The following is a 14953-nucleotide window of genomic DNA, read 5'->3' on the forward strand; positions in this document are numbered from 1 at the left end:
GGCCCCCTAGCCCGGGTCCTCGGCGGCGATTCCGCGGAGGATCCGGGCGAGGCCGTATTCGAAGAGCTCGTCCGGGTTCACCCCGTCGGTGAGGCCGAGGTACCGCGAGATCCGCGGGAACCGGTCGCCGTAGGCCTCGGTGAACCGGGCGGTCACGTCGGCGTTGACCTCGTTCAGGGTCCGCCCGTGCGCGGCCACGCGCTGGCTCCACTTCATCTCGTTCACGATGAAGCCGTAGATGTAGTTGTTCAGCACTCCCGCCGCCGGCGCGATCTCCTCGCGCGGCAGCGGCGAGTCCTCCAGCGCGCCGACGAAGGCGTCGTACACGCGCATCGCCTCGGGGCCGGCGTTCAGCATCACGCCGTAGACCATCGCGGTCCAGGGGTGCGCGCGCACGGCTTCCCGCAGCCCACCGGCGATCGCGCGCAGGCGGTCGGCCCAGTGGTCGTCGTCCGGCGGCAGCGCGATCTCCCCGGACACCGCGTCCAACGCCAGTTCCAGCAGCGCGTCCTTGGTCGGCACGTGCCAGTAGAGCGACATCGGGGCCACGTCGAGCCGGGCGGCGAGCTTGCGCATCGACAGCGCCTGCATGCCGTCGGCGTCGAGCACCGCCACGGCCGCCTCGACGATCTGCTCGCGGGTCAGCCCCGGCTGCCGAGAGGTCGACGGCCGCCGGTCGGTCAGCCAGATGCTGTCGAGCAGCGGTCCCTCATCGGTCACCCATTCACCCTATCGGCGCCCTCCCGGCGCAGGAGGACCCAGGCGAGCGCACCCGCCGCGACCGCGGCCACCGCACCGCAGAGCAGGCTCGTCGAGATGCCGGAGACAAACGCGTCCCGCACGTCACGCACCACCTCGGGCACGCCGCCCGTGGCCTGGAGCGCGAGGCCGACCGACCGCTCCACCCCCTCCGGCAGGAACGACGGCAGTTCGGCGGCGAACCGCGCGGCCACCACGCTGCCGAGGATCGCCACGCCCAGCGAGGTGCCCAGTTCCTGCAGCGTCGAGGTCAGCCCGGAGGCGATCCCGGCGCGTTCCCGCGGGATCGCGCCCATCAGCGCGTTCGCCGAGGTGGGCATGGCGACCCCGACCCCGGCGCCGACCAGCACCAGGCCGAGCAGCGTCGGCCCGTAGCCGCTGTCGGTGGTGACGAAGCTGAGCGCCAGCAACCCGGCGCCGACCACGGTCAGCCCGGACGCGATGGTCGCCGGAACGCCGATCCGCGCGCTGATCCTCGGGCTGAACGGGGTCACCACCAGCACGCTGAGCGCCAGCGGCATCACCCGGAACCCCGCCTCCAGCGGCGAGTACCCGAGCACGAACTGCAGGTACTGGGTGAACAGGAACAGCGAACCGCCCATGGCGAAGGCGACCAGCGCGTTGCTGGCGACCGCGCCGGTGAACCGCGGGCTCCGGAACAGCGCCAGGTCCAGCATCGGCTCGGCGGCACGGCGTTCCCAGGCGATGAAACCGGCCCCGGCGGCCAGTCCGGCCGCCAGCGGGACCAGCACCTGGCCCGAGGTCCAGCCGTGCTCGGGCACCGAGATGATGCCGTAGACCACGCCCACGCTCATCACCACGGACAACAGCACGCCCGGCACGTCGGCGCGACGGCTCGTGGGTGCCTTCGACTCCGGCACCAGCAGCGCGATGGCGGTGATGGCGATCGCGCCGACCGGCAGGTTGAGCACGAAGACCGAGCCCCACCAGTAGTGGTCCAGCAGCGTGCCGCCGATCACCGGGCCGAGCGCGAAACCCAGCGAGGCCACCGCGGACCAGGCCGCGATCGCCTTCGGGCGTTCCTTCTCGTCGAAGATCTGCATCAGCACGGCGAGCGTGCTCGGCATCAGCAACGCCGCCCCGATGCCCATGCCACCGCGGGCCAGGATCAGCTGGAGCGGGGTCTGGGCCAGCGCGGCGATCGCCGAACCGCCGGTGAACAGCACCAGGCCGAGCAGCAGCGCGCGCTTGCGGCCGAAGCGGTCGGCGAGCGAACCGGTGGTGAGCAGCAGTCCGGCCAGCACCAGCGAGTAGGCGTTGATCGTCCACTGGATCTCGGCGGTGGTGGCGCCGAGCGAATCGGTGATGGCCGGGATGGCCACGTTGAGCACGGTGTTGTCCAGCAACACCACCAGCAGGGCCAGGCAGAGCACGGCGAGGATCACCCAGCGGCGCGGGTGCGACGTGCTCTGGCCGGCCGGCGACAGTTGCGTCATGGCCTCCCCTTACGGTGTACGACTCCCTTACACCGTACGAGGACGGGCGCGCGGAAGCCACCCGGGTTCTCGGAGAGCGGATTTCTTCGCGGGAACAGACCGCGGACATGAAGCGGCGGCCCGCTCAACCAGCCTGGGGGTCACTGGGAGCGGGCCGCCAAGGCACAGTCTAGGCACTCCCGCCGCGCTTCGCCCCCCGGGGTGCGGATGAGTTCGTGATTAGTTGTCCACGCGAAGCGCCGCGGTCTGGTGAAAGTCCCAGTGGGACGGCCGCGACCTGCGCTTTCGCCGTCGGCTCCAGTCTGGACGGTCGGAACCGGCGCGGCCGAAAGTGACCGAGATCGCGCCGCGCGCGGGCGCGTACGGCAGGATGCCACCCACAGCAAGCCGACGATCGGGGGCGATATGCACGACGGCAGTGGCCGGATCGTGGTGCAGAACCTCACCAAGCAGTTCGGACCGGTGACCGCGGTGCAGAACCTGAGCTTCGTGGTGGAGCCGGGTTCGGTGACCGGCTTCCTCGGCCCGAACGGGGCGGGCAAGACCACCACCCTGCGCATGCTGCTCGGGCTGGTCAAACCGACGCAGGGCACGGCGACCATCAACGGCCGCACGCACGACCAGCTGGGCAACCCGGCCAGGGTGGTCGGCTCGGTGCTGGAGAACGAGGGCTTCCACCCCAAGCGCACCGCCCGCAACCACCTGCTGGTCTACGCCGCCGCGATCGGCGTGCCGGACCAGCGCGCGGACGAGGTGCTCGGCCTGGTCGGGCTGAGCTCGGCGGCGCACCGGAAGGCGGGCGACTTCTCGCTCGGCATGCGCCAGCGGCTGGCACTGGCCACCGCGCTGCTCGGCGATCCGCAGGTGCTGGTGCTCGACGAACCCGCCAACGGGCTGGACCCCGAGGGCATCGCCTGGCTGCGCACCTTCCTGCGGTCCTACGCCAAGGGCGGGCGCACGGTGCTGGTCTCCAGCCACCTGCTCGCCGAGGTCGAGCAGACCATCGACCAGGTGGTCATCATCAGCCGCGGGCAGACGATGTACCACGGCCGGGTCGACCAGCTGCGCGGTTCGCAGCAGGCCCGCGTGGTCGTGCTGCCCTCGGACCTGAACAAGCTGGGCACGGCGTTGCAGGAGGCGGGCGTCGCGGACGTGCAGGCGATGCCGGACGGCTGGCTGACCGTGGCGGGCGCGACCGCGCGGCAGGTCGGCGACCTGGCGCTGGCGCAGGGCGTGGCGATCTACGGGTTGCGCGAGGAGACCGCGGACCTGGAGAAGCTGTTCTTCCAGCTGACCGCGGGCCAGTTCAGCGCGCAGCAACCACCGCCGGGCTGGGGCCCGCCGCCCCAGCAGCAACAGCAGCAGCAGTACTGGGGAGGGCAGCGCTGATGGGCAGGCTGATCAAGGCGGAGTTCCGCAAGACGCTGTCCACCAAGAGCTGGTGGGGCCTGCTGATCCCGGCGATCCTGTTCGCCTTCGTCTTCTCGCTCGGCTGGGGCTTCACCACCAACGACTTCGCCGACTTCCTCGGCAGCTCGGACACCCGCGAGCTGACCAGCATGCTGGGCATCAACGTCGGCGAGTGGCCGGTCGGGCTGCTGGCGATGGCGCACGGCATCAACGTGGGCACGCTGTTCCCGGTGATCTTCGGCGTGTTCGCGCTGGCCGGGGAGTACTCGAAGAAGACGATCACCACCACCTTCCTGACCGCGCCGAACCGCGGCATGGCGCTGACCGCGAAGATGATCACCTACGTGGCCTGGGGCGTGCTGTACGGCGTGGTGCTGGTCGGCGCGGCTTCGCTGGGCACGGTGCTGACCGTGGACAGCCAGCTGATGCCGAGCGCACCGCAGTTCCTCGGCGTGCTGGGCGCGGGCATCCTGGCGACCGTGCTGGCCACCCTGTTCGGCATCGGGGTCGGCGCGATGTGGAACAGCGTGGTGGGCAGCGTCATCACCCTGGTCATCTACCTGCTGATCGTGGAGAACCTGCTGGTCATCGTGGCCTTCGGCTGGCTGGACGTGACCTGGATCGGCGGCATCCTGCCGAACGGCACGGTCAACGGCATCGTCGGCGCGATCGGGGCGGAGGCCTTCGGCGCGGCCGGGGTGACCCTGCCCGGGCTCGACGACGAGCTCCAGTGGGCGCTGCAGTACGCCGCCGGTGCGCCCGGTGCCTTCTCGTGGTGGGCCTCGGCGCTGATCTTCGCCGGCTGGACGGCGATCTTCTTCGTCGGCGGCTGGCTGGTCAACCAGCGTCGCGACATCACCTGAGTTCGACCGCCGCCGGGTGTCCGAGCGGACACTCGGCGGCAATTGTCGGTGCACGCGCCTAGCCTGGCGATCGTGACCACTGCCCCACCCCGTCCTCGCAGTCCTCGCACCGAGGCGCCCGCGGAAGCCCCGTCCACCGGCCGGACCGGCTGGATCCGGCGGCTCGCCGCGGCCTGCTGGCGCCACCGCGCGCTGGTGGTGCTGTCGCTGGGCGCCGCCGTGCTGGGCGTCGGGTTGCAGGCGGTCGGGCCGCTGGTGGTGCGGTCCGCGGTGGACGACGCGGTGGCGGGCGAAACCGCGCGGCTCGGCCTGCTGGCGGGGTTCCTGATCGGGTTGCAGGCGCTCAGCTTCGGGACCGCCTTCCTGCGCCGGTACGTCGGCGGGCGGCTCGCCCTCGACGTGCAGCACGACCTGCGCCAGGCCGTGTTCGGCGCGGTGTCGCGGTTGGACGGCGGCAAGCAGGACTCCCTGCGCACCGGGCAGATCGCCTCGCGCGCGATCACCGATCTGCAGCTGGTGGTCAGCATCCTGATGCAGGTCCCGCTGTCCGCCGGTTCGGTGATCTTCGCCCTGCTCGCGCTCGGCGCGATGCTGTGGATGTCGCCGCTGCTCACGGTGATCGCGCTGGTGGTGGCGCCGGCCGTGGCGATCGTGGTGGCGTTGAGCCGGAAGCGGTTGTTCCCGGCGACGTGGTCCGCGCAGCAGCGCGCGGCCGATCTCGCGCAGCACGTCGAGGAGACGGTCACCGGGGTCCGCGTGGTCAAGGGCTTCGGCCAGGAGGCGCGCGAGGTCGCCCGGCTGGAACGCACCGCGCGGAAGCTCTTCGGCGAGCGCCTGCGGGCGGCCCGGCTGTCCTCACTCCCGGCCGCCACCACCGCCGCGCTGCCCGCCGCCGGGCAGGTCGCGGTGCTCGGCGTCGGTGGCGTGCTGGCGCTCAACGGGCAGGTCAGCCTCGGCACGTTCCTCGCCTTCGCCACCTACGTCTCGGCGTTGATCGGTCCCGCGCGGATGCTGTCCAGCCTGATCGTGCAGGCCCAGCTGACCCGCGCGGGCGCGGAACGGGTGTACGAGCTGATCGACGCGCAGCCCGAGGTGGTCGAGAAGCCGGACGCGCGGCCGTTGCCGTCCGGTCCGCTGGAGATCCGGTTCGACGACGTCCGCTTCGGCTACACCCGTGCGGAACCGGTGCTCGACGGGCTGTCGCTGCACGCGAGACCGGGCGAGACGCTGGCGCTGGTGGGTACCGCGGGGTCCGGCAAGTCGACCATCTCGCTGCTGCTGCCGCGGTTCTACGACGTGCACGCCGGGTCTGTCCACATCGGACAGGAGGACGTCCGTGACCTCCGGCTCGCCGAGCTGCGGCAGGCCATCGGCGTGGTGTTCGAGGAGGCGTTCCTGTTCTCCTCGTCGGTGCGCGACAACATCGCCTACGGCAAGCCGGACGCGACCGAGGAGGAGGTCGTCGCGGCGGCGAAGGCGGCCGAAGCGCACGAGTTCATCCAAGCGCTGCCGGACGGGTACGACACCCTCGTCGGCGAGCGCGGGCTGACGCTGTCCGGCGGGCAGCGGCAACGACTGGGCCTGGCCCGCGCGCTGATCACCGATCCACGCGTACTGCTGCTGGACGACGCCACGTCCGCGGTGGACACGGTCACCGAGGCGGCGATCCACGAGACCCTGCGCTCGGTCACCGCCGGGCGCACCACGCTGCTCGTCGCGCACCGGCGTTCGACGCTGGCGCTGGCCGACCGGATCGCCGTGCTGGACGCGGGGCACGTGGTCGACGTCGGGACCGCCGAGGAGTTGGAGGAGCGCTGCCAGCTGTTCCGCGAGCTGGTCGCCGGGCCCGGTGAGGACGTCGAAGCGGTGCACCACTGCTCGCCGCTGCGGCGCGACGAGCGCGGGATCACCCCGGAACTCTGGCCGGAGGACGAACCCGAGGACGAGATCGCCCGGCTGGCCGACGCCGCCGGACAGCGCACGACCACGCCGAGCCCGCGGGCGCTGAGCGGACCGCGCGGCAGCGGCTCGCTCGACCTGCCGCCGACCGAGGAACTGATCGAGGGCGTGCGGAAGCTGCCGCCGGTGCGCGACGAGCCGTCGCTGGACGGGATGGACGTGACCGCGCCGGATCCGCGGTTCCGGCTGGCCGCGATGCTGCGGCCGGTGCGCTGGCTGCTGGCCGGGGTGGTCGCGCTGGTGGCGGCGGACGCGGCGGCCAGCATCGCGCTGCCCGCGTTGTACCAGCAGGGGGTCGACCGCGGGGTGGTCGCCGGTTCGGCGACCGCGATCTGGGTGGTCGCCGGGATCGGTGCGCTGGTGATCGCGGTGAACTGGCTGGTGATCGCCGCGCAGACCAGGCTCACCGCGCGCAGCGGCGAGACCGTGTTGTACGCGCTGCGGGTCCGCAGCTACGCGCACCTGCAACGGCTCGGGCTCGACTACTACGAGCGCGAGCTGTCCGGGAAGATCATGACCCGGATGACCACGGACGTGGACGCGTTGTCCACGTTCCTGCAGACCGGACTGGCCACCGCGGTGGTCAGCGCGCTGACCCTGGTCGGTATTTCGGTGGCACTGCTGGTGATCGACGTTTCGCTGGCGCTGTACGCGCTCGCCGTGCTGCCGGTGTTGCTGGTGGCCACGGTGATCTTCCGGCGGCTGGCTTCGGCGGCGTACACCGAGGCACGCGAGCGGGTCAGCGTGGTCAACGCGGACATGCAGGAGAACGTCACCGGGATCCGGGTGGCGCAGGCGTACACCCGCGAGGAGCGCTCGGCGGAGTCGTTCGCCTCCAAGAGCGACGCGTACCGCCGGTCGCGGTTGCGGGCGCAGCGGTACATCGCCACGTACTTCCCGCTGGTGACCATGTTGTCCGGTACCGCGGAGGCGGTGGTGCTGGTGGCCGGGGCGAACCGGGTGGCGGAAGGGACGCTGTCGGCCGGGGTGCTGCTGGCGTTCCTGTTGTACCTGGGGCAGTTCTTCTCGCCGATCCAGCAGCTCTCGTCGGTGTTCGACGGGTACCAGCAGGCGAAGGTGGGGCTGAAGCGGATCGGCGACCTACTGCGCACCCCGACTTCGGTGCCCGCCGCGGCGAACCCACGACCGGCCCCCGCGCGCCTTCGGGGCGAAGTGACCTTCGACGCGGTCGATTTCGCTTACGCGGGAACGGACACCCAGGCGCTCTCGGAGGTGTCGCTGGACGTGCGGGCGGGCGAGACGATCGCGCTGGTGGGTGCCACGGGCGCGGGCAAGTCGACCGCGGTGAAGCTGGTCGCGCGGTTCTACGACGTGACCGACGGGGTGGTGCGCATCGACGGGGTCGATGTGCGGGAGTACGACCTGACCTCGTTGCGGGGGCGGATGGGCGTGGTGCCGCAGGAGGCGCACCTGTTCTCGGGCACGGTCGCGGACAACGTGCGATACGGCCGCCCGTCGGCGACGGATGCCGAAGTGGAGGCCGCGGTGCGCGCGGTCGGTGCGCTGGACGGGGTTGCCGCCCTACCGCAGGGCTTCCGGCAGCCGGTGGGGGAACGGGGGCGCTCCTTGTCCGCGGGGCAGCGGCAACTGGTCGCACTGGCGCGGGCGGAACTGGTGGACCCGGACATCCTGCTACTGGACGAGGCGACGGCGGCCCTGGACCCGTCGACGGAAGCGGCCGTCCTGGCCGCCACCGACCAGATCGCCCGACGGCGGACCACCTTCGTTGTCGCCCACCGCCTCGCCACCGCGGCCAGGGCGGACCGCATCGCCGTCCTGGCACACGGCCGCATCGTCGAAACGGGTCCGCACCACGAACTGCTCACAAATTCGGGGCCTTACTCGCGCCTTTGGGAGCTGAGCAAGTAACAAGCCGCGGCAGCCTTGCCGTATCCGCACGCCCGGGTTCCGGCGGCTGAAGCCCTGGCCCTGACGAGCCCGGCCCACACGCATCCACGGCCAGCACCAAACCACCCCGCCCTCGAACCCGCAGCCGAGTCGCCGCGGCCAAGGGGCGCCACGCGGCACCAACCTGCGCGGCCGCTCACCTGCTCCACCAGGGAAAACCGCGTGCCCCGGCACCATCATCGCTGTCACCATGGCGGACATGAGAGACATTCCGTACCGAGAAATCCGGGCCCTTCACGACGACCGCACGGTCCGCGTCTACCAGGCCTACTCCCCCGCCATCGCGGAGCCGGCGCTCGCGGCGGGCACCTTCGTGCCGCCCTTCAAGCGCGAGCGCATGACCTGGATCAAACCGTCCTTTCTCTGGATGGCCTACCGCTGCGGCTGGGCGAGCAAGCCCGGGCAGGAGCGCGTACTCGCGCTCGACCTCACCCAGGAGGGCTTTGCCTGGGCGCTCGGCCATTCCGCCCTGAGCCACTTCGACCCCGACTTCCACCCCGACCGCGAAACCTGGGCCGCCCAGGTCCAGACCACGCCGGTCCGCATCCAGTGGGATCCCGAGCGCGGGCTCCACCACCAGCCGCTGCCCCACCGGTCCATCCAAATAGGACTCCGAGGTGAAGCCGTCGGCCGTTACGTGGACGACTGGATCACCGCGATCACCGACGTCACGGCGACCATGAAGGAGATCGGCAGCCTGGTCGCCGACCGCGAACTGGAGCGCGCGCGGGCACTGCTCCCGGACGAGCGCCCCTACACCGGCATCCTGCCGGACAGCTTCTCCGCCTCGGCCAAGTAGAGGCGCTGCTCCTCGGTGTCCGGCTCGATCCGGCCACCACCGCGCACCAGCATCACGATCGACGGCCGCAGCACGCCGTCCACCATGGTCCGGCGCAGTTCGTGACCCGACCGGAAATATTCGCGGAATACGTGCCGGGTGAACATATCGAATTGAACAATGTCCACCCGGTGAAAATCCGCCGCCATCGCGGTGAATCCGGTCGGTACCCCGACCAGTCCGGCCAGCCCCTCGGCCAGCGCCAGATAGGTCTCGCCGACGCGCAGCGCCGGGTTCCACACCGTTTCCTCACCGACTTCGAAAACGCAGCTCACCGAAACTCCACCACCCAACCCGGCGAAAAGAAGGTTCATCCTAGAGCGGTTTCGTCCACTTCGAGGTCGAAAACGGCGAGCATTTCCGCGATATGCCCGATCAGCAGTACCGCCATCGGCGAACCGGCGGCCGGGCACTCCGCCAATCGCAGGCGCAACTCCACCAGCGCTTGTCGATCACGGGGACCGCCCGCCAGCAGCACGTCGAGCCGCCCGTCCTCGAAGAGGCGCAGGTATTCGATCAGGCGCAGATCGTCGGCGTCGGCGAGCCGCCAGCCCACCAGCCGCCCCTCGGCGACCAGCAGCTCCCGATCCCGCGCGAGGCGGATCCGCACCACCTCCGCGAACCGGGAGCGTTGCACGGCAGAACCACCTCCACCCCCGATGGTCCCGCCTCGACGCGGCGTACCGCAACGATCCGCCGGCTACTGGCTCAGCGTGACCGACCCAGCGGCGATATCACCGAGGTCGACCGCGAACTCCGACTCCCGCTCCGCGATCAGCACCACTCGGGCCGCCCGGGGTGCCGAAGTACGTTCGAGCTGGAGAAGTCAGCCGGCTTCGGCGTTCTTCAGCGCCTTCCCGGTGGTCCCCTCGCGTTCGGTGTAGGCGGCCGCCGAGTCCCGCACCTTGGTGGCGGTCTCCGACAGCGACTCCACCGCCGTCTTCAGCGCGTTGACGCCCATCTCCTCGAACGGCTGCAGCAACATCGCGAACGGCTGGCAGATCACCCCGTACGCGCTGTCGTCCATGGTCACCGTGTTCGCCGCGTCGACCGCGGTCTGCATCCGCTCGGAGAAGCCGTCGACCTTGCCGGCGTGCACGGTCAGTTCGTCGTTGAGTACCTCGTAGCCCTGTGGCATCGGTCACCCCTCACTAGTCGCGGCGCAGGAAGGACTGGTCGCTGAAGTCCTCGCCGTCCTCGTCGTCGGGACCGGCCTTGCGGCGCGGCGTCGGCTTCGGCGCGGGCGGCGCGGCCTTGGGCGGCACCGGCTTGGCGGGCGCGGGCTCCTCGTCGGACTCGTACAGCTGCCGCTGCGGCGGCTGACCGGCCGTCGAAGGCTCCTCCTCCTCGGGCGGCGCCGGGAAGTTGTCCACCGCGGTGGCCACCAGGTGCCGCGTGGTCGCGTCGTCACCCACCGTCTCGGCGGTGATCTCGGCGAGCCGCTCCGGGTACTTCGACTGCGCCTTCTGCATCGCGCGGAGCACGTTGGCGGCGATTTCGTCCGGGCTCATCTTCAGCACGGCCTGGGTCATCTTGACGTCGGTCGGCAGGCCGTTGTGCCCGACGGTCACGCTCACCGCGCCCGACGCCACCGACTCGGTGATCGAGATGCGCTCGACCTCGGCCTGCATCGCCTGGTACTTCTGCGACGTCTCCGCCGCGTTCCGCTCCCAGTCGGTCACCATGCGCTCGACGTCGGCCAAGTCAGCCACCGGACACCCCTCACCTAGTCCCTACCGAACACAGACGGCCGCGCACGGCCCGTGGTTCCCCATCATCCCGCGCGGGTCCGGGACCCCGGCGCAACCACCCTCCCGTATCGATTCAGTGACAAATGCCAACCTCCGGCGGCCTTGCTAGGGCCACTTCGGTCACACGCACCAGAGCGAGGGGGTTAGCCTGGTAGGCGCGTAACCGGACCCAAGATCGAGTATGGATAGAGGCGAGCCCAAGCCGTGTCCAGCAGCAGCCCTGCGTCACAGTTCGGCCCCAACGAGTGGCTGGTCGAAGAGATGTACGACCAGTTCCTGGCCGACCCCTCATCGGTAGATGCCGCTTGGCATGACTTCTTCGCCGACTTCAAGCCCACCCAGGACGCCCAGGCCAAGGCCGACAACGCCCGCGCGAGCGCCAAGGCGGAAGCCTCGGCCAGCGCGAACGGCCAGGGCACCCCGCCGTCGTCCCAGTCGCGGCAGAACGCGGACTCCGCCGCCCGCCAGTCCTCGGCGAAGGTGAGCGAGCCCGCGAAGGCACCGGCCAAGCCGGCGCCGGCCAAGGCCGCCGCGCCGGCGAAGGCGCCGGAGAAGAAGGCCCCCGCGGCGAAGACCGAGACCAAGACCACCGAAGCCGAGAGCAAGCCGCTGCGTGGCGCGGCCGCCGCGATCGCCAAGAACATGGACGCCTCGCTGTCCGTGCCGACCGCGACCAGCGTGCGCGCGGTGCCCGCCAAGCTCATGGCGGACAACCGCATCGTGATCAACAACCACCTGAAGCGGACCAGGGGCGGGAAGATCTCCTTCACCCACCTCATCGGCTACGCGATGGTGCGCGCGCTGCGCGACTTCCCGAACATGAACCGGCACTACCAGCTGATCGACGGCAAGCCGTTCGCGGTGACCCCGGAGCACGTGAACTTCGGGCTGGCCATCGACATGAAGGGCAAGGAAGGCGCCCGCACCCTGGTGGTGGCCTCGATCAAGGCCACCGAGAACATGACCTTCCTGCAGTTCTGGCAGGCCTACGAGGAGATCGTCAAGAAGGCCCGCAACAACAAGCTCACCGCGGACGACTTCGCCGGCACCACCATTTCGCTGACCAACCCGGGCGGCATCGGCACCAACCACTCGGTGCCGCGGCTGCAGGCCGGGCAGGGCTGCATCATCGGCGTCGGCGCCATGCAGTACCCCGCCTCGTTCGAGGGCACCAGCGAGAAGACCCTGGTCGACCTGGCCGTCAGCAAGATCATGACGCTGACCTCCACCTACGACCACCGGATCATCCAGGGCGCCGAGTCCGGCGAGTTCCTCAAGCGCATCCACGAGCTGCTGCTCGGCTCGGACGGCTTCTACGACGACGTCTTCACCAGCCTGCGGCTGCCCTACGAGCCGATCCGCTGGGTCGCCGACATCCCCGAGGGCGCGGTCGACAAGACCGCCAGGGTGATCGAGCTGATCGACGCCTACCGCATGCGCGGCCACCTGATGGCCGACACCGACCCGCTGAACTACCGCCAGCGGCGCCACGAGGACCTCGACGTGCTCACCCACGGGCTCACCCTGTGGGACCTGGACCGCGAGTTCCCGGTCGGCGGCTTCGCCGGCCAGGAGCGGATGAAGTTCCGCGACATCCTCGGCGTGCTGCGCAACTCGTACTGCCGCACGGTCGGCATCGAGTACACCCACATCCTCGACCCCGACGAGCGCCGGTGGATCCAGGACCGGGTGGAGGTCCCGCACGAGAAGCCGGACCCCGCGGTGCAGAAGTACGTGCTGTCCAAGCTGAACGCGGCCGAGGCCTTCGAGACCTTCCTGCAGACCAAGTACGTCGGGCAGAAGCGGTTCTCCCTCGAAGGCGGCGAGACCGCTATCCCGCTGCTGGACACCGTGCTGGACAAGGCCGCCGAGTACGAGCTGGACGAGGTCGTCATCGGCATGCCGCACCGCGGCAGGCTGAACGTGCTGGCCAACATCGTCGGCAAGCCGATCTCGCAGATCTTCCAGGAGTTCGAGGGCAACCTCGACCCCGGCCAGGCGCACGGCTCCGGTGACGTGAAGTACCACCTCGGTGCCGAGGGCAAGTACTTCCGCATGTTCGGCGACGGGGAGACCAAGGTCTCGCTCACCGCGAACCCGTCCCACCTGGAGACGGTCGACCCGGTGCTCGAGGGCATCGTCCGCGCCAAGCAGGACATCCTCGACAAGGGTGGCGAGGGCTTCACCGTGCTGCCGGTGCTGCTGCACGGCGACGCCGCCTTCGCCGGTCAGGGCGTGGTCGCCGAGACGCTGAACCTGGCGCTGCTGCGCGGGTACCGCACCGGCGGCACCGTGCACCTGATCATCAACAACCAGGTCGGCTTCACCACCGCGCCGGAGCACTCGCGCTCCTCGCAGTACGCCACCGACGTGGCGAAGATGATCGGCGCGCCGGTCTTCCACGTCAACGGCGACGACCCGGAGGCCGCGCACTGGGTGGCCAAGCTGGCGGTGGACTACCGCCAGGCGTTCAACAAGGACGTGGTGATCGACCTCATCTGCTACCGCCGCCGCGGGCACAACGAGGGCGACGACCCGTCGATGACGCAGCCGGCGATGTACGACATCATCGATACCAAGCGCAGCGTGCGGAAGACCTACACCGAGTCGCTGATCGGCCGCGGGGACATCTCCGTGGAAGAGGCCGAGGCCGCGCTGCGGGACTTCTCCAGCCAGCTGGAGCACGTCTTCAACGAGGTCCGCGAGCTGGAGAAGCACCCGGTCAAGGCGAGCCCCTCGGTCGAGGAGGAGCAGCAGGTGCCCGCCAAGGTGCCGACCGCCATCTCGCGGGAGGTCGTCGAGCACATCGGTGACGCGTTCGTCAACGTGCCGGAGGGCTTCACCCCGCACCCGCGCGTCAAGCCGGTGATGGAGCGCCGCCACAAGATGTCCCGCGAAGGCGGCATCGACTGGGCCTTCGGCGAGCTGCTGGCCTTCGGCTCGCTGGCGATCGAGGGCAAGCTGGTGCGGCTGTCCGGGCAGGACTCCCGCCGCGGCACCTTCACCCAGCGGCACTCGGTGTTCATCGACCGCAAGACCGGCGAGGAGTACTCGCCGCTGCAGCACCTGGCCGACGAGCAGGGCCGCGTGATGATCTACGACTCGGCGCTGTCCGAGTACGCGGCGGTCGGCTTCGAGTACGGCTACTCGGTGGCCAACTCCGACGCGCTGGTGATGTGGGAAGCCCAGTTCGGCGACTTCGTCAACGGCGCGCAGACGGTGATCGACGAGTACATCTCCTCCGGTGAGGCCAAGTGGGGCCAGCTCTCCGACGTGGTGCTGCTGCTGCCGCACGGCCACGAGGGCCAGGGCCCGGACCACACCTCGGGCCGCATCGAGCGCTTCCTGCAGCTGTGCGCGGAGGGCTCGATGACCGTCTCGGTGCCGTCGACCCCGGCGAACTACTTCCACCTGCTGCGCCGCCACGCCCTCGACGGGGTCAACCGGCCGCTGGTGGTCTTCACCCCCAAGCGCCTGCTGCGCGACAAGGCGGTGAAGTCGTCCATCGAGGAGTTCACCGAGCAGTCGAAGTTCCTGTCCGTGATCGACGACGGCAACATCGACCCTGGCAAGGTCCGGAAGGTGCTGCTGACCTCGGGCAAGATGTACTGGGAGCTGCTCGCCGAGCGCGAGAAGCAGGGCATCACCGACGTCGCGCTGGTCCGCGTCGAGCAGTACTACCCGCTGCCGAAGAAGAAGCTGCTGGCCGCGGTGGAGCGGTACACGGCGGCCTCGTCGATCATGTGGGTCCAGGAGGAGCCGGAGAACCAGGGTGCCTGGCCGTTCTTCGGGCTGAACCTGCCGCGGAAGTTCCCGGAGATCTTCGGTGGCCTGGAGGTCGCGGCGCGGCGTCCGATGGCGGCGCCGTCGGCGGGTTCGTCCAAGGTGCACGAGGTGGAGCAGAAGGCGATCATCGCCAAGGCCTTCAGCTGAGCTGACCAGCCAATGCCATGAGTGGGGCATTACTTGCGTTGAATGCAAGTAATG

General features: G+C 70.2%; 11 protein-coding genes. 5 read left to right on the top strand and 6 right to left on the bottom strand.

All coding sequences use genetic code 11. The features are described from left to right. Positions 1 to 6: 6 nt before the first annotated feature. Positions 7 to 720, bottom strand: a complete 714-nt coding sequence (locus JYK18_RS06095) for a TetR/AcrR family transcriptional regulator (protein ID WP_206801172.1) — start codon at positions 718 to 720, stop codon at positions 7 to 9. Further along, positions 717 to 2216: an MFS transporter gene (locus JYK18_RS06100; RefSeq protein ID WP_206801173.1), complete on the bottom strand. Its 1500-nt coding sequence runs from the start codon at positions 2214 to 2216 to the stop codon at positions 717 to 719. Before JYK18_RS06100 ends, JYK18_RS06095 begins: the two co-directional genes overlap by 4 nt. A gap of 405 nt (positions 2217 to 2621) precedes the next feature. On the opposite strand from JYK18_RS06100, the gene JYK18_RS06105 reads away from it, so the two are divergent. The 4 genes from JYK18_RS06105 (at position 2622) to JYK18_RS06120 (ending at position 9176) form a co-directional block, all read left to right on the top strand. After that, a complete protein-coding gene (locus JYK18_RS06105; RefSeq protein WP_206801174.1) occupies positions 2622 to 3605 on the top strand; it encodes an ABC transporter ATP-binding protein in 984 nt (327 codons plus the stop codon). Next, positions 3605 to 4489 carry an ABC transporter permease gene (locus tag JYK18_RS06110; RefSeq protein ID WP_206801175.1) on the top strand — a complete coding sequence of 295 codons (885 nt, stop codon included), beginning with the start codon at positions 3605 to 3607 and terminating at the stop codon, positions 4487 to 4489. Before JYK18_RS06105 ends, JYK18_RS06110 begins: the two co-directional genes overlap by 1 nt. Before the next feature lie 72 nt (positions 4490 to 4561). Further along, positions 4562 to 8338, top strand: coding sequence for an ABC transporter ATP-binding protein (locus JYK18_RS06115; protein ID WP_374194990.1), 3777 nt, complete (start codon positions 4562 to 4564; stop codon positions 8336 to 8338). A gap of 238 nt (positions 8339 to 8576) precedes the next feature. Then, on the top strand, positions 8577 to 9176 hold the full coding sequence (locus JYK18_RS06120) for a DUF4291 domain-containing protein (protein WP_206801176.1): 600 nt from the start codon (positions 8577 to 8579) through the stop codon (positions 9174 to 9176). Here the strand turns inward: JYK18_RS06120 and JYK18_RS06125 are convergent. From JYK18_RS06125 to JYK18_RS06140, 4 genes are all read right to left on the bottom strand, one after another. Beyond that, positions 9131 to 9490 (bottom strand): DUF6086 family protein, encoded by a 360-nt coding sequence (locus tag JYK18_RS06125; protein ID WP_206801177.1) that lies wholly within the window; start codon positions 9488 to 9490, stop codon positions 9131 to 9133. The two genes, JYK18_RS06120 and JYK18_RS06125, sit on opposite strands and share 46 nt — an antisense overlap. A gap of 35 nt (positions 9491 to 9525) precedes the next feature. Beyond that, a complete protein-coding gene (locus tag JYK18_RS06130) occupies positions 9526 to 9852 on the bottom strand; it encodes a hypothetical protein (protein WP_206801178.1) in 327 nt (108 codons plus the stop codon). Positions 9853 to 10041: 189 nt separating this feature from the next. After that, positions 10042 to 10353 (bottom strand): type VII secretion target, encoded by a 312-nt coding sequence (locus tag JYK18_RS06135; RefSeq protein WP_206801179.1) that lies wholly within the window; start codon positions 10351 to 10353, stop codon positions 10042 to 10044. Between the two features lie 13 nt (positions 10354 to 10366). Further along, positions 10367 to 10927 (bottom strand): YbaB/EbfC family nucleoid-associated protein, encoded by a 561-nt coding sequence (locus JYK18_RS06140; RefSeq protein ID WP_206801180.1) that lies wholly within the window; start codon positions 10925 to 10927, stop codon positions 10367 to 10369. 243 nt (positions 10928 to 11170) lie between these two features. On the opposite strand from JYK18_RS06140, the gene JYK18_RS06145 reads away from it, so the two are divergent. Continuing rightward, entirely contained in the window at positions 11171 to 14899 is a 3729-nt protein-coding gene (locus JYK18_RS06145) for a multifunctional oxoglutarate decarboxylase/oxoglutarate dehydrogenase thiamine pyrophosphate-binding subunit/dihydrolipoyllysine-residue succinyltransferase subunit (protein WP_206801181.1), read from the top strand. The last annotated feature ends 54 nt before the right edge of the window (positions 14900 to 14953 follow it).

Origin of the sequence: Amycolatopsis sp. 195334CR (assembly GCF_017309385.1) — a bacterium.
Taxonomy (GTDB): Bacteria; Actinomycetota; Actinomycetes; order Mycobacteriales; family Pseudonocardiaceae; genus Amycolatopsis.

What these genes read in the sequence shown, in the direction of transcription:
- JYK18_RS06135 (WP_206801179.1), bottom strand. Translation starts at nt 10,353, where the DNA reads ATGCCACAGGGCTACGAGGTACTCAACGACGAACTGACCGTGCACGCC.
- JYK18_RS06100 (WP_206801173.1), bottom strand. Translation starts at nt 2,216, where the DNA reads ATGACGCAACTGTCGCCGGCCGGCCAGAGCACGTCGCACCCGCGCCGC.
- JYK18_RS06105 (WP_206801174.1), top strand. Translation starts at nt 2,622, where the DNA reads ATGCACGACGGCAGTGGCCGGATCGTGGTGCAGAACCTCACCAAGCAG.
- JYK18_RS06110 (WP_206801175.1), top strand. Translation starts at nt 3,605, where the DNA reads ATGGGCAGGCTGATCAAGGCGGAGTTCCGCAAGACGCTGTCCACCAAG.
- JYK18_RS06120 (WP_206801176.1), top strand. Translation starts at nt 8,577, where the DNA reads ATGAGAGACATTCCGTACCGAGAAATCCGGGCCCTTCACGACGACCGC.